General features: G+C 48.9%; 21 protein-coding genes and 1 other RNA gene. 6 read left to right on the top strand and 16 right to left on the bottom strand.

Annotated features, from left to right (window positions below):
• Positions 1 to 17: 17 nt before the first annotated feature.
• Together ssrS and C1A11_RS06975 are read right to left on the bottom strand one after the other, a co-directional pair.
• Positions 18 to 211: non-coding RNA, 6S RNA (gene ssrS, locus C1A11_RS06980), on the bottom strand.
• Between the two features lie 16 nt (positions 212 to 227).
• Positions 228 to 545, bottom strand: coding sequence for a DUF1292 domain-containing protein (locus C1A11_RS06975; RefSeq protein WP_102049770.1), 318 nt, complete (start codon positions 543 to 545; stop codon positions 228 to 230).
• Positions 546 to 807: 262 nt separating this feature from the next.
• Between C1A11_RS06975 and C1A11_RS06970 the strand changes: the two genes are divergently transcribed.
• Both C1A11_RS06970 and cls read left to right on the top strand, forming a co-directional pair.
• A complete protein-coding gene (locus tag C1A11_RS06970; protein ID WP_207653947.1) occupies positions 808 to 1,524 on the top strand; it encodes a peptidylprolyl isomerase in 717 nt (238 codons plus the stop codon).
• A 128-nt stretch (positions 1,525 to 1,652) separates the two neighbouring features.
• Positions 1,653 to 3,191 (top strand): cardiolipin synthase, encoded by a 1,539-nt coding sequence (gene cls, locus C1A11_RS06965; RefSeq protein ID WP_102049769.1) that lies wholly within the window; start codon positions 1,653 to 1,655, stop codon positions 3,189 to 3,191.
• A gap of 126 nt (positions 3,192 to 3,317) precedes the next feature.
• Here cls and C1A11_RS06960 read toward each other — a convergent pair whose 3' ends face one another.
• Positions 3,318 to 3,617, bottom strand: coding sequence for a hypothetical protein (locus C1A11_RS06960; protein ID WP_102049768.1), 300 nt, complete (start codon positions 3,615 to 3,617; stop codon positions 3,318 to 3,320).
• A 10-nt stretch (positions 3,618 to 3,627) separates the two neighbouring features.
• Positions 3,628 to 3,765, bottom strand: a complete 138-nt coding sequence (locus C1A11_RS13795; protein WP_180950274.1) for a hypothetical protein — start codon at positions 3,763 to 3,765, stop codon at positions 3,628 to 3,630.
• A 168-nt stretch (positions 3,766 to 3,933) separates the two neighbouring features.
• Between C1A11_RS13795 and C1A11_RS06955 the strand changes: the two genes are divergently transcribed.
• Positions 3,934 to 4,545: a flavin reductase gene (locus C1A11_RS06955; RefSeq protein WP_341458137.1), complete on the top strand. Its 612-nt coding sequence runs from the start codon at positions 3,934 to 3,936 to the stop codon at positions 4,543 to 4,545.
• 104 nt (positions 4,546 to 4,649) lie between these two features.
• Here C1A11_RS06955 and C1A11_RS06950 read toward each other — a convergent pair whose 3' ends face one another.
• The 10 genes from C1A11_RS06950 to C1A11_RS06900 all read right to left on the bottom strand — a co-directional run bounded on the left by C1A11_RS06950 (position 4,650) and on the right by C1A11_RS06900 (position 17,872).
• On the bottom strand, positions 4,650 to 5,102 hold the full coding sequence (locus tag C1A11_RS06950) for an ASCH domain-containing protein (RefSeq protein WP_102049767.1): 453 nt from the start codon (positions 5,100 to 5,102) through the stop codon (positions 4,650 to 4,652).
• A gap of 71 nt (positions 5,103 to 5,173) precedes the next feature.
• A complete protein-coding gene (ruvX, locus tag C1A11_RS06945; protein ID WP_102049766.1) occupies positions 5,174 to 5,608 on the bottom strand; it encodes a Holliday junction resolvase RuvX in 435 nt (144 codons plus the stop codon).
• A 1,101-nt stretch (positions 5,609 to 6,709) separates the two neighbouring features.
• Entirely contained in the window at positions 6,710 to 7,999 is a 1,290-nt protein-coding gene (locus C1A11_RS06940; protein ID WP_102049765.1) for a sensor histidine kinase, read from the bottom strand.
• Positions 7,999 to 8,709, bottom strand: coding sequence for a LytR/AlgR family response regulator transcription factor (locus tag C1A11_RS06935; protein ID WP_180950273.1), 711 nt, complete (start codon positions 8,707 to 8,709; stop codon positions 7,999 to 8,001). The genes C1A11_RS06940 and C1A11_RS06935 overlap by 1 nt, the downstream gene beginning before the upstream one ends.
• Before the next feature lie 263 nt (positions 8,710 to 8,972).
• Entirely contained in the window at positions 8,973 to 10,547 is a 1,575-nt protein-coding gene (lysS, locus tag C1A11_RS06930) for a lysine--tRNA ligase (RefSeq protein ID WP_102049763.1), read from the bottom strand.
• A 199-nt stretch (positions 10,548 to 10,746) separates the two neighbouring features.
• Complete coding sequence (gene greA / locus C1A11_RS06925; protein WP_462687311.1) at positions 10,747 to 11,223, bottom strand: transcription elongation factor GreA; 477 nt, start codon at positions 11,221 to 11,223, stop codon at positions 10,747 to 10,749.
• Positions 11,224 to 11,602: 379 nt separating this feature from the next.
• A complete protein-coding gene (locus C1A11_RS06920; RefSeq protein ID WP_102049761.1) occupies positions 11,603 to 13,681 on the bottom strand; it encodes an elongation factor G in 2,079 nt (692 codons plus the stop codon).
• Positions 13,682 to 13,918: 237 nt separating this feature from the next.
• Entirely contained in the window at positions 13,919 to 16,099 is a 2,181-nt protein-coding gene (locus tag C1A11_RS14000) for a cation-translocating P-type ATPase (protein WP_145995735.1), read from the bottom strand.
• Between the two features lie 637 nt (positions 16,100 to 16,736).
• A complete protein-coding gene (gene rlmB, locus C1A11_RS06905) occupies positions 16,737 to 17,489 on the bottom strand; it encodes a 23S rRNA (guanosine(2251)-2'-O)-methyltransferase RlmB (protein WP_423242022.1) in 753 nt (250 codons plus the stop codon).
• Positions 17,490 to 17,617: 128 nt separating this feature from the next.
• The gene (locus C1A11_RS06900) at positions 17,618 to 17,872 is read right to left on the bottom strand and encodes a hypothetical protein (RefSeq protein WP_102049757.1); all 255 of its coding nucleotides are present in this window, start codon (positions 17,870 to 17,872) and stop codon (positions 17,618 to 17,620) included.
• A gap of 538 nt (positions 17,873 to 18,410) precedes the next feature.
• Between C1A11_RS06900 and C1A11_RS06895 the strand changes: the two genes are divergently transcribed.
• From C1A11_RS06895 to C1A11_RS06885, 3 genes are all read left to right on the top strand, one after another.
• Entirely contained in the window at positions 18,411 to 19,241 is an 831-nt protein-coding gene (locus tag C1A11_RS06895) for a DNA-3-methyladenine glycosylase family protein (protein WP_102049756.1), read from the top strand.
• A 165-nt stretch (positions 19,242 to 19,406) separates the two neighbouring features.
• Positions 19,407 to 20,096 carry an RICIN domain-containing protein gene (locus C1A11_RS06890; protein ID WP_102049755.1) on the top strand — a complete coding sequence of 230 codons (690 nt, stop codon included), beginning with the start codon at positions 19,407 to 19,409 and terminating at the stop codon, positions 20,094 to 20,096.
• Between the two features lie 48 nt (positions 20,097 to 20,144).
• The gene (locus C1A11_RS06885; protein WP_242965862.1) at positions 20,145 to 20,684 is read left to right on the top strand and encodes a hypothetical protein; all 540 of its coding nucleotides are present in this window, start codon (positions 20,145 to 20,147) and stop codon (positions 20,682 to 20,684) included.
• 140 nt (positions 20,685 to 20,824) lie between these two features.
• Here C1A11_RS06885 and C1A11_RS06880 read toward each other — a convergent pair whose 3' ends face one another.
• Positions 20,825 to 21,292, bottom strand: a complete 468-nt coding sequence (locus tag C1A11_RS06880) for a C-GCAxxG-C-C family protein (protein ID WP_102049753.1) — start codon at positions 21,290 to 21,292, stop codon at positions 20,825 to 20,827.
• Positions 21,293 to 21,310: 18 nt separating this feature from the next.
• Positions 21,311 to 22,489: a DEAD/DEAH box helicase gene (locus C1A11_RS06875; protein ID WP_102049752.1), complete on the bottom strand. Its 1,179-nt coding sequence runs from the start codon at positions 22,487 to 22,489 to the stop codon at positions 21,311 to 21,313.
• Positions 22,490 to 22,515: the final 26 nt, after the last annotated feature.

Below are 22,515 nucleotides of genomic sequence, written 5' to 3'. Positions count from 1 at the left end.
TACCTCTTGCTTTTTTAAAAAGTCCCGCACTGCCGTCTGCAACCATGTTAAAACCCGTCGCGAAGACAGGTGGGTGCCCGGCGCCGGTTTCGCGCTCCCTTCTTCCCGCCGAGGCGGGGAGGTCTGCAGGCCTGCCGGATAACCAGAGCTCCCTTTTCATTAACTTGTAGGATTATAAACGGTTACAACAAATCGAACAGCGCAGGATGGTTTTGCGTTTTTAAAAATTAAGAACGAGGCAGATTATCATCGATGTCGTACATTTCCTCGAGGCGCTGGGCAAAGATATCACCAACATTGTAGAGTTCCTCATCATCTTCTACGATATCGAGATACTCTTCGCCGTTCTCTTCGCCAACGCGCATAATGATTAGCTCGGCATCTTCTTCGAGAGCAGCCTCTGCCGCTTCTTCGCTTTCGGCATAGGGTACCACCGCAAGGTAACGCTCGCCGTTATAGTCAACCGCGTCGATGACCTCAAAAGTGTGTTCTACGCCATCTTCGTCTTCCAGTGTCATCAGGTCGGGGGTATTCTCTTCGAGCATTATTTTTTCCGCCTTTCTGCGTAATATGTGTTTTCTAACCTAAGAATAGCGGACTTTATTGCTGCTGTCAAGAAGGGAAAAGCGTTCGCTGAGGATTTATTTTTTGGAAAAACGTATTCCTTGTTTTGCGAGTTGTACAAATAAAGTTTACAACCAGTTCACTTTTTACGGCAATCTCACTGGTATAATAAAAATGTGTTAAAAGTCTGTTTTTTTGCAGATTTCTTATGTAAAAATTATTTTTTTGGCAGGAGGTGACAGAATGCTCAGAAAAACTTTTGCGCTGGTGGGTACCGCCGCCTTGCTGCTGGTGTTGCTTGCCGCCTGCCGCAGCAGTGTACAGCGGCCCTCGGTTCTGCGCAACTCTGTCCCTCAGCTTTCAGGGCCTCAGCCAGGCGATATGATTGCAACGATTACTACCGACCGCGGCACCATCAAAGCAGTGCTGTTTCGCGATGCCGCACCCAATGCCGTTGACAATTTTGTCGGCCTGGCCCAAGAGGGCTATTATGACGGCGTGCTATTCCACCGTGTTGTTGAAGATTTTGTGATTCAAAGCGGTGACCCGACAGGCACCGGCACCGGCGGGCAAAGCATCTGGGGCACTTCTTTTTCCTGCGAATACTCGCGGCAGCTGCATAATTACTCTGGCGCACTGGCAATGGTAAGCGATGCAAGCGGCCAAAACAACAGCCAGTTTTATATTGTAACCACCCCGCCGGATTCTGTCAGCCAGATTCTTGCGCAAAAGCTGCTCTCGGCCGGGTTCGACCGCGACGTTGTCAGCACCTACCGTGAGGTGGGCGGCGCACCTTACCTCGACTGTAAATCCACTGTATTTGGACAGGTTTACAGCGGCATGGAAATTGCAGATGATATTGACGCTACGGCTACCATCGCTGAGCGCCCTAAAAAAGATATCCACATACAAAGTATCACAATCGAAACCTATGCAAATGCAGGCTCTGCCGCTGGCTAAGCTGACATTTTTCGAGAAATATGATATCCGGTTTGCTTTTTCAAGCAGACCGGATCTTTTTTGTGCTTTTGTGGCTGTTTGCCCCCTGATGTGATATAATAATATAGATTTTGATTTGGGAGGCCACTATGAGAAAACTGAATAAAATTTTGCTTAGCCGCAGCTTTTTGTTCGCCATTCTGGCGCTCCTGCAGGTTGCTACTTTTTTTGTATTGGTGTGGCAGTTTACCCGCATCGGGCCTTATACTTACGCGATGATGATTATTATCAGCGTTTTGGTATTGGTTTTTGTTTTAGAAAAAGATGACCTTAATCCATCTTATAAATTGATGTGGATTTTGGTGACAGTATTGCTGCCCATTACAGGCGCTGCAATGTATATTTTGTGGGGCGACCGCAAGATGCCAGAAAAGACCGGTAAAAAATTCAAAGAAATTGAACAGCATGCCGCTGAGGCAATGATTACAGACCTGACGCTGTTTGAGGTGCTGGAAAAAGCAGACCCCACCCTTTGCCGTCAGGCGGAATACTTGGGCCGCACCGCTGCTGCACCCGTTTACTGTGACACCGACTGCACCTACTTTTCCAGCGGAGAGCTTTTTTTCGTTTCGTTTTTGGACGAGATCAAAAAAGCCAAACACTCTATCTTTATGGAGTATTTTATTATTGAAAAAGGCCGCATGTGGGACGAAACCTTAGAAGTGCTGAAAAAAAAAGTGGCGCAGGGTGTTGATGTGCGGGTCATTTACGACGGTTTTGGCTCCCTTTTCACACTGCCGCTTGACTACGCTGAGGAATTGCGTAGTTATGGCGTCAAAGCCTATGTGTTCAATCGATTTGCACTTTCGTACCACATCAGCAATTATATTCTGCTCAATCATCGCGACCATCGGAAAATTTGCGTTGTCGATAATGAAGTGGGATTTACCGGAGGGCTGAATTTCGCCGACGAGTACATCAATGAAAAACCACGTTTCGGATATTGGAAAGACACCGCATTTATGATTAAAGGTCCGGCTGTCTATTCTTTGACCGCTACGTTTTTGAAGATGTGGAGCTTTGTTTCGGGAGATGTGCCGGATTATGCCAGCCATCTGCCTACCACCCGCGCGGCTACAGATGGATTTGTCCAGCCCTATTCTGATACCCCACTTGATGATGAAAACATTGCAGAATCGGCATACCTTAACATTATTAACCGCGCACAGCAGTACGTGTTTATCACCACCCCTTATCTTGTAATCGACTATGAGCTGCAAGCCGCACTTGCCCTGGCCGCAAAAAGCGGCGTGGATGTGCGCATCTTGGTGCCCGGTATACCCGACAAGCCTTATGTCTATCTGCTCACCCAGAGCTATTATCGTCAGCTGCTGCGTGCCGGCGTGCGCATTTATGAATATACCCCTGGTTTTATTCATTCTAAAATGTACGTCAGCGATGATAATGTAGCGGTAGTTGGCAGCGCAAATATGGACTTTCGCAGCCTTTATCTGCATTTTGAAAATTGCTGTGCTTTTTATGGCGGTGCGATTGTGGAGGATGTGAAAACCGACGTTACCGACTGTATTGCGCAAAGTCGGGAAGTAACTTTAGAAGATGTGGACAGCACCCCTTGGTATAAGCGCACCCTGCAAATCTTCTTCCGTTTCTTCGCTCCTTTGATGTAGCGCAGCTGTACTTTATCAAAAACAAGTGCCCGATGGATGATTTCCACCGGGCACTTTTATTCATGCTGCTCCTCTTCCCCTTAGAGTGTTTGTGTTTGTTTGCGGAACATTTTATAGAAGAAAAATTTAAGCCTGGGTCGCGGCAACTGCATTTTGCCAGCTGACAGCACTGTGTCCTACAGCAAAAATAAAAGCAAAAATCAGCAGCGGCCAATCTTCCGTCATAATACCTGCAAGCAAAAACAGGGCTATGGATGTGAGTGCCAGCGCCATAGCTCTCGCCTGGGTAACACGAGGGACATACAGCACCCAAAACGTCCAATAAACCAGCACGAGCATTCTTATGGCGATAAACCACAAAGTAAAACTTGCATCAGTAGCAAAAGCTGCATTATAAAAACCAAAACCGAAAACAAGAAATAACATCGTACCAATACTACTCTATTTGTTCTGGGCGATGAAACATTCGGCTTGCATAGTGGCCTTCGACAAAGCCATGCCACCGCGCATAAATTGCATTGGGTACCAAAAGTGCAACCAGTAGCCCTGCCTGAAATAAATTAGCCCATCTCATCTGTTATTTCTCCCATTTTGTGTCTAGGAGAGGCCACTGATTTTATATTTCACGCTTGCTTATTTCCTACTCCTGTGGTATGTTTAAAGTAATCCAATATATAAAAAGGCGGCGACATATTTTAGCCGCTATAAAGCCGTGGAAACGGTGATTTTAAGGAGGTCTTTTATGATGGATAACAATGCAATGTTCAGTCTTAGTTATGGTCTTTTCGTCCTTTCTGCAAACAATGAGGGAAAAGACAACGGCTGCATCATCAATACGGTCACACAGGTCACTACGACACCGAACCGTATTACGATTGCAGTAAATAAACAGAACTTTACCCATGATATGATAAAAGCATCTGGGCGTTTTAACGTGTCTGTCCTGAGCGAAACGGCACCGTTTGCGCTGTTCCAGCGTTTCGGGTTCCAATCTGGACGCACTGCCGATAAATTTGATGGCATTGAAGCGGTACGCTCCGAAAACGGTTTGCTCTACCTGTCCCGCCACACCAGCGCACTGATTTCTGGCGAAGTGGTAGAAACGATGGACCTCGGCACACATACCCTGTTCCTTGCAGACGTTGTCGACGCGAAAGTGCTTTCTGCGGAAGCTCCTGCCACCTATGCTTTCTATCACAAAAACATTAAGCCGCAGCCGCAAGCACAGGAAGCCCCGAAAAAAGGTTACCGCTGCAAAATCTGTGGTTACATCTATGAGGGTGAGCCTCTGCCCCCCGACTTTATCTGCCCCATCTGCAAACATGGCGCAGCTGATTTCGAAAAAATTGGCTAACTGAAAAACGACACGGCTTTGCTTAGGCAAGGCCGTGTTTTTGATTGTGCCGGTTTATGGGGAATTTTCTCGTTTTTTCTGCTTAGCCAAATAGAATCATGGGGTTATAATCGCGGTAAAAAAGCGACCTCAAACTCTTCGCATACCACCAGCATTTCTTCGCTGAATATTTCGCCAATTTCTTTTAGCTCTTCGGTAAAAACAGCGCGATGTACCTCGCGCCAATAAGCCAGGCTACGATCTCCCTCACCCTCTTTGTACGCCTGCTCTTCGCTCACCTCACAAAAAGGCACCACCTTTACCTGCGTGGTTTTGATAATGCAAAGTGCTTCACCGCCAGTTGCAAGAATTACACTGTAATTCCCCGGCTGGGGTAGCGGGCAATTTTCGTAAAGATAAAAGGGATGGGCCGAAGCCGTCGCTGTTTTGGTGCCACTGCAGGTCAGCTGTGCCAGCAAATCCGGATTATAACTACCAAAGCACCACGCCTCATAAGGCTGGTCTGTTGCCTGCGGGCATATCGAAATATATTGCTGCCACAGCTCCTCTGTTGTCATTTTACAGTACTCCTCTTCTTTCATCTTAAAACAAAGCAAGCGCAGGCGTGCTAATGCGCCTGCGCTTTTTTCTATTTATCTTCTTGTTCCCGCTGGTTTTTGCGGTAAGCAAGGTAACTTTCCAAAATTACTACAGCCGCTACGGCATCCAGCACTTCTTTTCGCTTTTTGCCATAAGTGCCGTTTTGAGAGAGAATGTTGGCCGCAGTGATGGTAGTGCTGCGCTCATCCCACAGCTCTACCGGAATGGTCAGTACGCCGCGCAGCACGCCAGCCAATTTTTCCGCTTTTTCCGCCCGCGCCCCGCGCGAGCCATCCATATTAAGCGGCAAACCTATAACAACCATTTCGGCCGCATACTCGCGGGTAGCATAAACGATTTTTTCTGCCACTTTTGCAAAGGCTTTTTCGGTAATGATACCAATAGGCGAAGCCAAAAACTCAGTTCGGTCGCACATGGCAAGCCCAGTGCGGGTATCTCCAAAATCTACGGCGAGGATTTTCATAAAAGAAACTTCCCTTTCTCACTTTATGCGCGCCTGCCTGAAATCTTAAGCTGCGCTGTTTTTACAGTATGCCCACGCAAGCCTTACCTGCGCAGTTTGCTTTTTATTATAACAGGCAGTCCTTTGGTTTGCAACCGCCAGAAGGCCAAAGTGTCGCCCTATACATCCTCAAAAGTGCCCCGCATTCATCCCTATAAAGACATATGCGGGGCTTTTGCAAACAGGTAATACACCTTAATTCAAGACCTTCATGGATTGGAGGATTTTGTGCTTTACAAGGCTCACGAAAAGAAATCGGTCCAAATCAGCTGCTAGGTGCGGACACCCGCAAGTGGCCGCATTTTTTCCTTTCAAGCCTACAAATAAGCACATTCTAAAATTATAAGCTCACTTTCCAGTCGGTTAAAAGCAAACCCCGGCCTTTTGTTGCACTAACAACCATAGCAATGCACTTTGTTTGGCGCAGCCATCGCTGCACCGTCATTTTTCACTTTTCTCTTTACAGATTGCCCTATAAAGCGGTACCCATGACAGGTTGTTGCAAGCTTTTGTATCTCCGTCGCTCCTTTCTTTTTATTCCCAGAAGTACAAGGTAGGTGGTGCAAAAATATGATAAAACAAATATAAGGTGCGGATGATACTTCTTGGGTTATGCAACAGGTTTGTCATTCTGAAAGCCTTGTGCATCAACATCTGCGCCATTTTCCATCCATTCTAATTGACTCGCAGTTTTGCACAATTTCAATCGTACGCCACACCAAATGAGCTACGCGATAAGGACTACTGAGTTTTTCAAGAAACAGCGCGGCGGAGTAGGTGGCAATGCCATCTACACGCTGCCTCAATAAATTACGACCAACAGTATACCTTAAACCGATCAGCTTAAAACGCAAAAAATCGAATCAACAAGAATGTTCGTTTTACAAATACAAGCATAGTACCCATACTTTAAGTATGAGGTAATATGCTTGTACAAAAAGTGCTATGATGTTGATAACTGGCAGGCAATCCTCACCCTTCCTGTTATCTCAACAATAGCACTTAGTTTTATGAATTCAAGAAAATAGTACCGAAATATTTAATTTTTGTTCCCAAAATTCGTCAAAATACGACGGTCGAAAATTGGAACCAGCCGTCATGTGCCTCTACTGCAGGAACCGAGTTGTAACGGGATAAAATCGTATACACATTCTGTAAGCCAAACCCGTGCAGCCATGGAGATTCTTTGGTTGTAGCTGGTATTTCCCCGGAAAGCGACAGCTTTTCATCGGTAGTGTTACGCACTGACAAAACTGTCTGTGTTTCTTCACACAGCATTTTAACGTGAATTTCGCGTTGCCCTTTCAACTTACAGCAAGCTTCAATTGCATTATCCAAAAGATTTGCAAGGATTACAACAATTTCTTCAGAGGAAAACGGAAATGCAGCCAGGTTATTCAAAACAAAAGTCATTTCAATATTTTGATTTTTGGCCACCGTATATTTTTGGTTCAACACAGCGTCTATAATTGGGTTACCACAACTTACAACATCTGTCTTGAGCAGCGGTGTATTTGCCACTACATCTATGTATTTGATCGCTTCCTGTGTTTGTTTTTGGTGCAGCAGTGTAGAAACCACATTCCAATGATGTTTAAAATCATGAGTGATTTTCCCCTGATGTGTCTGAGATTCGAGCAAGACATTAACGGTCTGCATCTGCGAAGCCACCTGGTGCTGGAGAATAATGTTTTCTGTTTTTGCTTGCTCTTCTTTTACCAAGCGGCTTAAAAGGAAGAACAGAACAATATTCGCTACTAAAATCCCCGCTACATCCACAATAATTAAAGAAGAAACTGTGGTGGCTGTAAGAGCAACTTGTAGCAGTATAACGAGAGTTAAAAGCGAAAGAACAGGGAAAATGCAGGTAATTAGAGAGGATGAAAACGAAATACGCACCCATTGTTTTTTTGCTTTTCTGAACCGATACAGAAAAAAAGAGAGTGAGAGCATCAACAGGTTAGAAGTTGCTGCAGTAATGAGAAAAGGTGCCACTTGGGTTTGTAATACCTGCATCGGAATTTTCAACATGTAGATGAATAAAAATACCGTAGCAGTTTCTAGCGCAAATGCACATGCATATGCAAATAATACGCAGAGTGCCTTGATGCGTAGATTCCCCTTAAAGGCGAATTGTGCAAATGCAATCAAACACGCAAGACCTGCGATTATTTTAAAAGGGAAGTCCCTTAACACTGGCATATAAGAGATAAATAAAGTACTCATGACCAATAAGCCAAACGCAATGAGACAGTGCTTAATTGGCTTTTTAAACTGAAAAAACGCCATGCAGATAAGTACCAACGAACACATTTGGCTAATTGTAAGAACCAGAGAAACAAAATATGCCATTATAATTTACCTCGCCATAAACAATAAGTGCGGAGGAGCTCGTTGCTGTTTTGCTTACTGAGACTCAACTCTATGTGGTTTTTAAGGGTAACGTGGGAGTTGTTCATATATTGAATGAATTCCATATTTACCAAAAAGCTTTTATGGATGCGCAGAAAACCGACAGGAGAAAGCTTCTCCTCCACATCAGATAATTTTCCATAGCAAGAGTAATACTCCCGCTCCTCGTCCTGCACATAAAATGTTACTACGCGCTTATTACTTTCCACATAAATAATGTGTTCGGGTGAGATCCAATAAAGGCCCATATCTGTCTTTATCGGATATGCAGCACTTTTTTTATGGAGCATTTTCAGCACTGCGTCCATACAGGGAGCAAAGCTTTTTTCGAGAGAATCTTTCATTAAATACCGAAACGCCGATACCTCATACCCTTGCGGTGCAAATTCCAGGCGTTCTGAGATATAAATTAAAATAATGGAAGGATTCTCTTTACGAATTTGTTTGCCCACCTCGATGCCATTTTTATCTGGCATATAAACATCCAAAATTGCTGCATCATAGTCTTGAGGGTGGCATTCCAGCAGTGCATTTGGATTATCAAACGTGTCTATTTGAAAAATGATATCGTGCTGTGCGAGGTATTCTTTTAAGATTTTTTCCAGAGCAATTAATTGTTGTGGTGAATCATCACATATTGCAAATTTCATTACATTCATTTTTCTTCACTTTATATTTTAAATTCTATTCACTCTACCCCTGCGGCGTCAGGGCGGATAATTAAAGGACTACTAAAAATATTTCAACATAAAAGCCAAAAGATGCTTTCTAAATGACCAATATAATAGAAAAGACTTGCCCTTTGTCGCTTTTGCAACTAAAGTACAAGCCTTCTCTAAATTTAAATTATAAAACCTCTTGCAGCGCCCGGGAGCTGCCGCCACATCGCAAAATTTTTCTCTGTTTTAATGTTTTACTGTCCGATCGGCTTCATGGTCGGGAAGAGTAGAACATCGCGGATGGATGCCGAATCGGTAAGCAGCATAACCAGGCGGTCTACGCCAAAGCCAAGGCCGCCGGTGGGCGCAAGGCCATACTCGAGCGCGGTGACATAATCGTAGTCTACCTGTGCTTTGCAGCTGGGGTCGAGTTCTTTGCGCTCACGTACCTGGCGCTCAAAACGTGCTTTCTGATCAATGGGGTCATTCAGCTCGCTAAATGCGTTGCCAAACTCGGTAGCATTGATGAAATACTCAAAGCGCTCGGTAAACGCAGGCTCTTCAGGTTTGCGTTTGGCCAGCGGACTAATCTCGACCGGGTAGTCATAAATAAAGGTCGGCTGAATCAGCTTATCCTCAACAAATGCATCGAAGAACTCTGCCAAAATTGCACCGCGGGTGGGCACTTCAGGCAGCTCTACGTGATGCTCTTTTGCTGCGGCAATTGCATCTTCGTCGTTCTTCCAGTCGTAGTAATCCACACCGGAATATTTCTTAACTGCTTCTACCATGGTCAAGCGCTCCCAGTGGCTGAGATCAATCTGGTTGCCCTGATACGGGATGGTCAGGCTGCCGCAAACATTGGTTGCAAGGCGCTTATACAGCTCCTCTACAAGGTCCATCATGCCGTAGTAATCGGTGAAAGCCTGATATAGCTCAATGCTGGTGAATTCTGGATTGTGTTTCGGGTCCATGCCCTCGTTACGGAAAATACGGCCAACCTCATACACACGGTCAAAACCGCCAACGATAAGGCGTTTGAGGTAAAGCTCGGTTTCGATACGCAGGGTCATATCCATATCTAGCGTGTTGTGGTGCGTGGTGAACGGACGTGCCGAAGCGCCAATCTCAAACGGGGTCAAAATCGGGGTATCTACTTCAAGGAAGCCCTTGTCATCAAGATACTCGCGAATTTCTTTCATGATTTTGCTGCGTTTTACGAAGACCTCTTTGACCTCCGGGTTGACGATAAGGTCAACATAACGCTGACGATAACGTGCCTCGGTATCAGTAAGGCCGTGGAATTTTTCCGGCAGCGGCAGCAGCGATTTCGAAAGCAGCTCGATTTCGCTGACCTTGACCGAGATTTCGCCCATGTGGGTGCGGAAGACCTCGCCCTTGATGCCGACAATGTCGCCTATATCGTACTTTTTGTACAGTGCATACTCATCGTCGCCAATCACATCACGGCGGATATAAATCTGGATATCACCGCTGTTGTCGCGCAGCTCAGCAAAGCTTGCCTTGCCCATGATGCGTTTGCTCATCAGTCGGCCTGCAAGTGAAACGATACGGCCCTGCTCGCCCTCTGCTACCTCGGTGAAGTTTTCACGAACTTCCGCAGCGTATGCATCTACCGGATATTTCGTTTTGCAAAACGGGTCGCGGCCAGCTTCCTGCAAAGCGGTCAGCTTGTCGCGGCGAATCTGAAGAAGTTCACTGTATGCAGCAGCAGAAAGCTCTTCTCCTGCCTGTTGTACCTTCTGTTTCACTTCGGCAGCCTTTTCTTTTATTTCGTTCACTACTTCGTTGCGGATTTCGTTTTCCATTTTCTGCCTCCATCGTATTCATTTGCGCAAAAAATGCGCTTTTATTTTTGGAATCATTTTATTGTACCGCATTTGCGGCAGGGTTTGCAACGGCTTTGGCAGAAGTTTACACCAAAAAGGGACAAACCCACAAAAACAAAGGCGACAACCCGGGGTTTTTGCCCGTTTTGCCGCCCTTTTAAAAGCTTTGCCTTAAAACTTACGCTTTAATTTCAAGAATTTCGTAGTGGATCACTGCTCCGCTGGGCACAGTGACATTGACGACGTCACCGGCTTTATGGCCCATCAAAGCCTTGCCAACTGCGCTCTCGTCCGAAATTTTGCCCTCAGCAGGGTTTGCCTCGGTAGAGCCAACGATGGTGTACTCTTCTTCCTCATCGTCTTCGTCTTTCACCACAACGCGGCTGCCAACCATGACAGCATCGGTGCTAAGTTCGCTCTCGTCCAAAACGCGGACATTCTTGAGCATTTTTTCAAGATAAACGATGCGGGTTTCTACAAGGCCCTGCTCGTTTTTCGCTTCATCGTATTCACTATTTTCTGAAAGGTCGCCAAAACCGCGGGCAATTTTAATCTTTTCTGCCACCTCACGGCGTTTGACGGTTTTGAGTTGTTCGAGTTCATCCTCCAGAGCTTTCAAGCCCTCCGGGGTGATAACCAGTTCTTTCGTAGCCAAAATCGCTGCTCTCCTTTTTTTCCCACCGTACAGCCAGCTGAGGCACGGCCGGGTTTTTATTCTAAGAAGTTTTCTAACACTGAAACCAGTGTTTTCTTAACAGGCGTACCTGTTTTTTCAACAGTATGATGTATTATATATTAGTTGTCCCAGACTGTCAAGACAAAAAAGGGAATACATCATACAATTTGCTGTGAGTTTCTGTGATTTGTCAATTATTTGTATGCATTTTTAGCAAAAAAAATACTTATTTTTTCCGATTTTTTATCTTGGACTGCACTCACAAGAAAACACGGCGCTGCACTGCAGCGCCATGTTTTAAATTTCGGGACCTCAAGTAATAAGCGGACCCGGTCATGATTCACATTGTCGGGCAAATTTATTCTTCTTCCGCGCCTCTTACCATGAATTTTTTGGCTTCTTCTATCACTTTGCTCTCGAGGTTTGCGGGCAAAGGCTCATACCGCGCAAAATCAAAGGTAAAATAGCCACGCCCCTGAGTAAGGCTACGCAGATAGGTCGTAAAGTCATGCATCTCTGCCACAGGCATCTCTGCCTCTACCAGCTGCAAGCCATCCTCTGCCCTGCTCATGCCCAGCACGCGCCCGCGGCGTTTATTGGCTTCGCCCATCACATCGCCGGTGCAATTGTCAGGCACATAGGCTTTCAGCGTGCCAATCGGCTCCAGCAAAACAGGGCCGGCTTGTGGCAATGCAGATTTATAAGCGATTTTTGCTGCCATCTTGAAGGACTGCTCGTTAGAATCCACCGGGTGGTAGGAACCGTCGACCAGCGTTGCTTTTAAGCCCACCAACGGATAGCCTGCCAGCACGCCGTATTTTACCGCTTCCTGTAAACCTTTTTCTACTGCGGGGAAGAAATTCTTCGGCACCGCACCACCAAACACGTTTTCTTCAAACACCAGCGATTCGCAATCGGTCGGCTCGAACTCAATCCACACATCACCAAACTGACCGTGGCCGCCAGATTGCTTTTTATGCCGCCCCTGCGCCTTTACTTTTTTACGCAGCGATTCACGATAAGCAATGCGCGGTGTGGTCAGCTCCACCTCAACGCCAAACTTGGATTTCAGTTTTGAGACCACAGCGTCCAGATGCTGCTCGCCGAGACCACTGATGATTTGCTGTGTCGTTTCGGTGTTCATGCGATAAAGCAGGGTGCAATCCTCTTCCATCAAACGGGAAAGTGCGCCCGAAATTTTGCTTTCATCTCCCTTTTGTTTTACTTTTAAGGCCATAGAAAGGGTTGGAATTGGGAAATTGGGGCGCGGTGCTTTAAACACCTTACCCGGTGCGCAAAGAGTGTCGCCTGTTTTGGTCTCGGCAAGTTTGGTCAGCGCGCCAATATCACCTGCCGGAATCTGCGCAGTATCAATCTGCTTCTTGCCTTTTAAGAAGAGCAGCTTGCCCAGTCGCTCCGATTCCCCCGTGCGGGAGTTCACCAGCGGAGAATCCGCTTTCAGCACACCCGAAAGCACTTTGACATAACTCAGCTTGCCGATAAAGGGGTCGGCAATCGTTTTAAATACATATGCCGCCAGAGGCCCTGTGGAGTCGCACTCACGCTCCACCGTTTCGCCGTCGGCATTTTCACCGACGACAGGTCCTGCCTCTGCCGGAGAAGGCATAAGGTGCTTCATATAGTGCAGCAGCTGGTCGGTACACTCTTGCCTGGTGGCTGCGCCGCAGAACACTGGCGTAATTGCACCGGATTTAATGCCCGCTTTGATGCCGCGCTGCAGCTCTTCCTGGGTAAATGCTTCACCGGAGAAATATTTCTCCATCAATGTTTCATCCGTTTCCGCAACCGCTTCGCTCATTGCGGCAATCAAGCCATCCAAGCGGTGGCCAAAGCTCGGCATCGGCACTTCACGTGCTTCGCCTGCCACGTAGCTATAAGCTTTCATCCGAACGAGATTTAGATAAACGCGCCCACCAGCCTGCTCGACCGGTACAATAATAGGGCAAACAGAGGGGCCGAATTCGGTTTTCAGCTCTTCAAATACTTTATAGAAATCCGCGTTTTCCACATCAACGTTGGAAACGTAGATTATCGCGCTTTTATGGTGTTTTTTTGCCAGCTCGTGAGCTTTGACACTACCCACTTTGAGACCATCGCGTGCAGAGATGCAGATGATGACCGACTCAGCGGCTTCGATGCCTTCATGCATACCCAGCTCAAAGTCAAACAGTCCCGGTACATCGATTAGATTTAATTTTGTGCCGCTGTATTCCACCGGCGCAATGGCAAGAGAGAGTGAAGCTTTGCGTTTGACCTCTTCGGGATCAAAATCGCACACGGTATTTCCGTCTTCCACGCGACCAAAGCGGTCAGTCCCCTTTGTATAGTAAAGCAGCGACTCAACGAGAGTCGTTTTGCCGGTACCGGCATGGCCCGTAAGCAAAAGGTTTCGGATGTTTTCCTGTGTGTAGTTCATTTTTCTATGCCCCTTTCAAAATCGGCAGCGCACGGGACAAAACTGGGGTTTCTACGATTTTGCCCTGTGCGTTCTTGCCGGGCTGTTGCTTACATGATACCACAACAGAAGTGCATTTTAAAGCCAAATTGTGTAAAATATAGCTAGTTTTATTCCAAATTATAGGGAAAACACTTGGACAAGATGTACAAAGGCGCTTTCTGCTTTCGCAGAAAACGCCTTTGCTATCAACTTTATTTAATATTTTTTGAGTAACGGAATAGCGACCGTCAAAATCAGCCATGCCAGCTGATAAAGCAATACTGCAAATACCGAAAGCCGCCCAAGGCCCGCGGTGAAGGTCAGCAAGAGGGTCAGCACAATGCCCAGAATTACCGAAGCTGCCTCCACGATGGCGGCGGTGCGCTCTGCGGTAAAGGCTGCAAGTGCTGCCTGCAAGCCGCCGATGAACGAGGCAAAAGTACCGATGTGAGTCATAACGCCTTCGCTGGCAGGCAGGTAGGCAAGGCTGGGAGAAAGCGCGTTCAGTTCACTTTCGGTCAGCACCTTAACATCCGAGAGAGGCACATTGTAGCAGCGTGCAATCAGCTCGTTGCTGATGCTGAAGTCGGTAGAGCGTACCAGCAAAGAAATACCGCTGTGGCGCAGCTCGTCAAGGGTGTCCTGCACTTCTTCTGCGGGCAGATAGCTGACAAGGAACATGCCGAACAACTTGCCCGAAACTGCGAGATAAATGGGCATACGGTCGTCTTTGGTATACTTGCGCTCGTAATCCATCGACGGAATCTCGATATCGTGCTGTTTCATAATCTCGCGGTTGCCCACGATGACTCGATTGCCTTCAATCCAGCCCACAAAACCGCGCCCGGTTTCGCAGGTCAGGTTTTCGACTTGGTACAGCATTTCACGCTTGCCGGCCACGACTTCCAAAAAGACATCGCGCAGGGTTTCGCAGCCTTCTACCAAAATGCTTGCCGCATAAAGGATTGCAAGGTCGATGCGCTCTTTTTCAAAGGTTTTGATGCCGCGCAGCGCAACATGTCCGGTTGGGAACAGGTCTTTGCCGTTCATCATCACAACATTGGTGCGTTTAAGTGCCTCTACTGCTGAGGGGCCGGGAATGATAGCGCCCACCCGTGCTGCACTGCTTTGCATCAGCCCAGCGGGAATCGCGCCCACCAGAGTAGACGCCAACGGTGCGCCGAGGCAGATGGCACCTGCAAAGCAGGAAACCGCGCTAAATCCGTCTTTGGTCATAACCAAAACGGCGATACCACAAACAGCACTGGCCGCAATGGCTGCAACGCCCAGCCACTTGGCAAGCTTATCGCTGAGGTGCTCAGAAAAACTCTGGCGTAAAAAGCCTTTTACGAGCGCGGTCGGGCGGGTAACCAGCAGATGCGGTTCGGTTTCGCCCAGGCCGTTGGTTACCTTTTTCAGCAACTCTTCGTTTTCGATGCTGTAAGCCGCAGAATGTTCAAATCCGCTGCTCGCCATTTCAAAGTTATCCAGAACAATACGTGCTGTCAGCTTTTTGCCCAGCAGGTTGAGTGCAAGGGTCAAGGCCGCCACGCCACAGAACATCGTGTAATTGCCTGCGGCAAAACGTTTGGGGTCAGTAAGAAAGACGAGGCACTGTACTGCGGCAAAAATGCCCGCAAATGCAGGTGCAATGTCCGGGTTCGGCTCTCGCACGATAGAAAGGATACCGCCCGTCAGTGTTTGCCAGTTGACGGCAAGACAGATGCCGGTGAGGGCCGTACAGACCAGCAGATACATCAGTGGCTGGGTGGTCGGGCTCAGCAGCGGCAAGTTGGGCAGCGAAGGATACGATTTGACCAGGGTGATGTAAGTGAGGAATACGGTAATGAGCCCGGTTACGGTAAACCGCAGCGAAAGGCTTGCCTTCAAGCTGCGCAGGTCTGCGCTGACCGCCTCGGCATCTGCCGGGTTTTCGTAATCTTTCAGCGGCTCCTCTTCGTCCTCGTCGTCCTCAAATACAGAGGGCTCCGCAATTTCCTGCTCGGGCGAGCGGATATCGGCCTGAGGTGTCGCCGTTTTAATGGGTTGCACCGGCTCGTCCACAAATCCTGTCGGCTGCGCAGCACGCGCAAAGCCCGTATCGGTAAAAATAGAAGCACCGCTGGAGGCTGCCACTGCTTCCGGCTCTTCGCCGTCGTACAGGCTGCCAGGTATCGGCTCGGGAGCTTCCTGGACTTGTGCCGGTTCGGCGGCTGGCTCTGCCGATGCAGTTGTCGAATCAAAATATCGAATCTCGGTACGCGGCTGCGGTGCTGCCGGTTCCGGAATAGAAGTCGGCGGTGCTGGCTCGGCCGGGAATAGAAGTCGGCGGTGCTGGCTCGGCCGGCGCCGCGGGCTGCGGCGCTGGGGCAGGCTGGGGCTCAGGCGCTTGCGCAAAAAGGTCTTTAGGCAGATCTTTTTTCTCGGGCTGGGCCGGGGTCGGCTCTACGGGTGTTTCTGCGTCGCCCTCTTCGTAATCTTCTTCGTCCTCGTCGTACTCTTCATAGTCTTCTTCGTATTCGTCCTCATCACGGTCTTTACGCCCACCAAAAAGTCTGGCGAAAAAGCCTTTTTTCTTTTCTGTCGGGGCCGGTTCCGGCTCGGGCAGATCGTTAAAGGACTGGGTGAAGAACTTGGTAAACTGATCATCAATAAAATCTTCGCTGCTGTGCGGTTTAGGGCGTGGCAGTTTCGGCTCGGGGAAAATTTCCTCCACTGCGGGAGCAATTTTTTCTACCGGCTCAGATTTTTTTTCTTCTTGCTTTTTCGGGGCTGGTGCAGCAGGTGCGGGCACAGGCTCGGCCTTTTGCTCCGGCTCTTTCATTGCAGATGGTGTAGGCGGGTCGCCGGGCGACATTTCTGTGCCTTGGCGCTGCGCGCGCAATTCCCGCAATATTTCCTCCACCACTTGGTTGGCATCGCGTTCTTTTTCGGTCACTATTACGTTGCCTCCTTCAGGCGGCCCTCTGCCGTCCGTTTGTTACCGGCCCTTAAAAGAGCCTTTCTGCGCCGCAACCCGGCGCACTTTTTTGCTTCAGTTCTCGCGCTGGCGCACGATTTCATACATCAGCACGCCCGCTGCTACCGAGACATTCAGGCTGTCCACACTGCCGCAGTGCGCGCTCATGGGCAGGCTTACCAGCCCGTCGCACAGCTTTTTGACCAGCGCAGAAACACCGCTGCCCTCGCTGCCCATAACAAGACCGATGGAACCTGTGAGGTTTTGCTTTGCAGCAGGTTCGCCTGCCATATCGGCGGCATATACAAATACATTTTTATCTTTCAGGCGGCGAATCGCTTCGCCGATGTTTGCCACGCGGGCAATCGGCAGCTCCATGCTGGCGCCGGCAGATACTTTGGCGACGATGGGCGTTACCTGTGCGCCGCCGCGTTTGGGGATAGCGATACCGTGTGCGCCTGCGAGCAAGGCAGTGCGGATGATTGCCCCAAGGTTGTGCGGGTCTTCAATGCCATCGCAAAGCACGATAAACGGCGGTTCGCCGCGCTCGGCTGCGAGGTTCAGAATATCCTCCAGCGAAGCATACTCCACTGCACTGGCAAACGCTGCCACGCCCTGATGGCTTTCGGTGCCGCACATGCTGCGCAATTTCGCGGTATGTACCCGCTTTACAGCGGCGCCCGCCTCTTTGGCAAGGGCAGTATAGTAAGCGGCCTGTGCGGGTGCCATGCCTTCCGACAGATAGACAGTGTCCACCCCTGTGCCGTTTTTCAGCAGTTCTGTTACTGCATTTTTTCCGTAGATGACTGTGCTTTCCAGTTGTTCCATTGGTTCCTCCGATAAAACCGGCCTTGGGCGCAGCATTGCCACGCCCTTGCGCCGACCTGTAAAATAATGACGATATTTATTCTATTATAGCAACTGCAAGCTCGGTTTACCAGAGAGTGTTGATGCTTTTACAGAAAAAAAGCCACCAGCACGACAAGCGCTGTCACGCCAAGCGCAAGCGACCACAGTACTGCGGGTCTGCGCAACTGGGGCGGCAGCACGCTGTGCTTCCAGCAGACAATGCCGGAGGCATACTTTTGCGCTTCCTCTTTGCTTTTTGCCAGACGCACATTGCCGTCTTGACGCAAAAACACCTGCACTTTTTCGATGTATTCGTTTTCAGGCTCCTCAATCTCAATAATCCGTTTGTTGATTCCTTTCATGTTACGTTTACCCCTCCGTCTTCACTGTGTGCGTTGTGCGCTCCGCCGGAACCGCACCTCTTTCATTATAGGCGAAAGGTTGGCGGTTCAAACAGTTCCATAAACTGGCTGGCTGCGTCGGTGTTCTGCACAAAGTCCAAAAGATATTTTTGGTATTAGAGGTATTTTTTCTCTGTGAACGGAAATTATACGTCTTGTAAACTGGACTTTTTCAGTCTGTTTTTCATTTCTTTGTTGAAAACTCTGTGGAAAACGTTGATAACCCCACTGTTTTGGCGCTTTTTCCCCTTTGTGAGGTCTGTGAATTCACAAAGTTTTCCACCGAGTGTTGAAAACCTTTCAACTTAACCCTCCGTTGAACCTTAAGTGTCAAGTAGTAATAGTTCCGGTTTTTACTTAAATTTTTCGCGTTTTTTCTATAATTTTCACCATCTCTTTACAAATGGTTCAATTTACAGCTTTGGCCGACAGCGCAGCTATGTTATACTAAAATTTATAAAATAACACCCACCAGCCGCATCGGCAGAAAGGATATCATATGCAAACAGCATGGGCTGAAAATATACTTACCATACAAGGCACCGGCGGATTTGACGCCGAGGCAACTTTTTTCTGTGGTCAGTGCTTTCGCTGGGACGCAAAGCCCGACGGTAGCTATGCCGGCATTGTCCGTGGGCGGTCACTTACCCTGTTGCAGGGCGAGGACAAATTAACTCTCTTCCCCGTAGCAGAAGCAAAGATTCCCTATTACATACATTATCTGGCACTGGATGATGACTATCCCACCATCTGCACCAAGCTGAGCCGCAACCCCACCTTGCGCCGCTGCATTGAAAGCGCACCGGGCTTACGGGTATTGCATCAGGATTTCTTCGAGATGCTGCTCACTTTCATCATTAGCCAGAACAATAATATTCCGCGCATCAAAGGCATCGTTGACCGGCTTTGCGCCCTTTGCGGCGAACCGCTGGCAGAAGGTGGCTACTGCTTCCCCACGCCCGAGGCAGTAGCTGCACAAACCCCGGAGAGCATGGCGGTGCTGCGTGCAGGCTGGCGTGTGGATTATCTGCTCGATGCAGCAAGGCGCGTTGCATCCGGAGAGATTCGCGAAGAAACGCTGCGGCTTTTGCCCTACCACGAAGCCAAAAGCCTGCTGATGACCATCCATGGCGTTGGCCCCAAGGTGGCAGACTGCGTGTTGCTGTTTGGCCTGGGTCAGGCAGAAGCGTTCCCTGCCGATGTCTGGATTAAACGCGCAATGGCTTCGCTGTTCCCCAAAGGGCTGCCGGGTTATGCGCAGCCCTACGCCGGCATTGCGCAGCAGTTTATTTTTGATTACGCACGCCGCAACCCACACCTTGTGAAATAACGCAGAAATCGTCGAAGGATTTGTGACAGTACACAAACCCCCGTCAGCGCTTTTTTCCAGCTTGTGCAGACCTCCAAACTACGTGGTTTTCACATTGACACTTCTTTGACAGCTCAGTATAATACCCCATAAAGCGGAATACAAGGTATTTAAAGGAGTGTTATTATGGCGAGGGCAACGAAAGCAAAGCTTGCTGCGGGCAAGTATTATAAAATTTTTGCAAAACAAAGTGGCAAAGTGCTGGAAATCAGCGATGCATCCATCGAAAATGGCGGCGCTGTGCAGATTTGGGAAGACGCTGATGCCGAAAACCAGCAGTGGCGCATTTTAGAAGCCGAGCCGGGCAGCTACTGTCTGCTCAACCGCCACTCCGACAAAGCACTGGATGTTATTCTCGGCAGTGCGCAGGATGGTGCCTATCTCCACCAGTGGGACTATAAGGGTGCCGCAAACCAGCTTTGGCTGCTGGAAGCAGATGAAGAGGGCTATTACAAAATCAAATCCCAACTTTCCGGCAAGTGCCTTGATATCGCCGGTATCAGCGGCGAAAACGGCAGCCGTCTGCAAATTTGGGAAGACGTGGATGGTGACAACCAGAAATGGACCTTTGCTGAAATAAAAACAGCGCGCACCGCAGCAAAGCCCGCAACCAAAAAAACAGCGGCTAAAAAAGCCTCTGCCGCAAAAGCTGCTGGCGAAGTTGCTGAAAAACAGACCAAATCGTCTGCAAAAGCAAAACCTGCTGCCAAGGCCAAAGAGGTTGCTGCAACAGCCCAAGCTGCCACACCTGAAAATGCAGAAATGGCCACACCAAAGCGGGGCCGCCGCAAAAAAGCTGTCGCTGTTGCGCAGTAATAAAACAATTACATATAAAACAAAACGCGCCCAAAGCTTGGACGCGTTTTGTTTTTCGCCTTTTTCAGGCCAAGTGGTCTGGTTTATAAAAATCGCATTGATTTAAAACTTAGAAAAACTCGAACCCAAGCAAACCGCGGTTCAAGCCGCCACCCTCTTCCGATTGTTCAGGCCAATACAAATCCACAAATCAGTATCGTTAGGATAAAGGAGATTTTCATGAATCAGTTCAATCAAACCGAACGGGAGAAAACGCTTACCTTTCTCTCTTCCACCATCATCAAATGTCAGGCAATGCAGTCAAAATTTGCTGTGGGCAGCTCACAGCATTCTTTGCTGAAAAACCGTATCAGTGCGCTTTGCATCGCAAAAACGCTTTTATCCGGCGAAGATGCATCGCGCTATTCCGAAGCAGATTTGCGCAAAGCATTGCCGCCCATAGCATCCATTCTCCATAAAACCTCCAAGGCACAAAGCAAGTATGAAACGGGCACAAAACAATTTGCCCGGTTTGAACCGATTTTGCGTGCAATGGAGATATCGCAATCTGTGGTAGCGCAGCAGCTTTCTGGCGAGGCGCCTTTCTAGCCTTTTGCCGCTGCGTTGCATTTTATCATCTCCCCAAAAGTGCGCATAAAAAAGTCTTGAGCTCCTTTATGGAGTCCAAGACTTTTGGTTTTTCATGATGTTTTTTCGACGCACAGGCCGCATGTGCGGATAGCGCGGACCTATCGCTTCGCTTCAACGCCTCGTTTTGCCATCTCTTCGGCAAGCAGCTCCGCAGCAAACCGGCAAAGCTCCGCACAGGGACGCTCTGCATAATACTGTGCAGTGCGGGCAGACGCAACCGCAGATTCTTCCACACCGTCAAGCCCCAGCAGATCACGGCAAAGCAAGCTGCCGTGCTGTGTCCGAAACGCTGCGCACAGCTTCCGGGTCAGCTCATAGGTTGCTGTCTTTGCTTCGTCTGCTGCCGGGTCGCTGTAACCAAACAGCAGCCCTGCGGCCATGCACATTCCGCTCACTGCACCGCAGATTTCTCGCTGGCGGCCATAGCCTGCACCTAGCCCGGAGGCAAGGCGCAGTGCAGTTTCTTGAGGTAAACCGGTAGCCGGGCAAAAAGCGGCAAAGGTAGATTGGCAGCAGTTGTAGCCTTCGCAAAACAGCGCTTTCGCTCGCTCGCCGTATTCGCTCATCTTCCCTGCCTCCTTGGTTTAGTTGCTAAACATGGTCACAAAACCGGTGCGTGCCCACGGGTTGTTCTTGGCGGGCTGATATTTACCGAACACCACTGTCAGCTCGGTCACATCGCTCTGGGTATATTTAATCATTTCACGCACACGGGTCGTGTCGTCTTTGGTATAGAGCAGATAGCTAACGCCTTCTTTGCGCGCGCGGCCGGTGCGGCCGATGCGGTGCAGATAGTACTCGTTGCTCTGCGGAATATCATAGTTAAACACCACCTGCACGTCAGAAACGTCGATGCCGCGTGCTGCCACATCAGTGGCAACCAGCACATCAATGCCGCCGTCGCGAAAACGGTTCATGATTTTGTTGCGGTCATTTTGCGACATGTCACCGTTGAGTGCTTCTGCTTTGAAGTTCAGCTCAAGCAGCTGGTTGCAAAGTGCCTCGGTGGCGTATTTGGTGTTGCAAAATATCATCGCTTTTTTATAGTCGTTTTGCACCATCAAGCTGGTAAGGTCTGCAATTTTGTTGCGTCCGGTGGTCAGCAGGCTGTACTGCTCAATTTTGGGCTGGCTTTCCTGTACCGGCTCAATATTAATTTCCTGCGGATCTTTCTGGTACTTCCAGCTGATGTCCATAACCTCGCGCGAAATGGTGGCCGAGAACATATGCAGGTGCTTGCGTGCGGGCAGGTGATCGACGATTTTCATGACGTCTTTGTAAAAGCCCATATTCAGCATTTCGTCTGCTTCGTCCAGCACCACCGTGTGAATGCCGCGCACGTCCACGGTGCGGTGATCCATATGGTCTTGCATACGGCCGGGGGTGGCAACAATCACCTGCGCGCCCTCTTTCAGCGCGTTAATCTGCTTTGCAATCTGCTGGCCGCCGTAAACGGCAACAATGCGCAGCTGGGGTAAAAATTGAGCAAGGTTTACAAGCTCGTCCTTAATCTGGATGCAAAGCTCACGGGTAGGGCAAAGAACCAATGCCTGGGGATGAGGATTTTCAAGGTCTACCTGCTGGAGCACCGGAATGCCGAATGCACAGGTTTTGCCGGTGCCGGTCGGCGCTTTAGCGGTCAGGTCATGCCCTGCAAGAATCAGCGGAATTGCTTTTTCCTGCACCTCGGTCATCTCGATAAAGCCCATGGCCTCGGTGGCGCGTTTGATCTCTTCCCTTGCGGAAAGTTCGCTATATTTCATACTAAGTCCCTTTCTGAAACTGCTGG

Source organism: Pygmaiobacter massiliensis, from assembly GCF_900199435.1.
Lineage (GTDB): Bacteria > Bacillota > Clostridia > Oscillospirales > Ruminococcaceae > Pygmaiobacter > Pygmaiobacter massiliensis.
The sequence above is the reverse complement of the archived record's forward strand: the minus strand, read 5'-3'. Positions and strand labels throughout refer to the sequence as shown.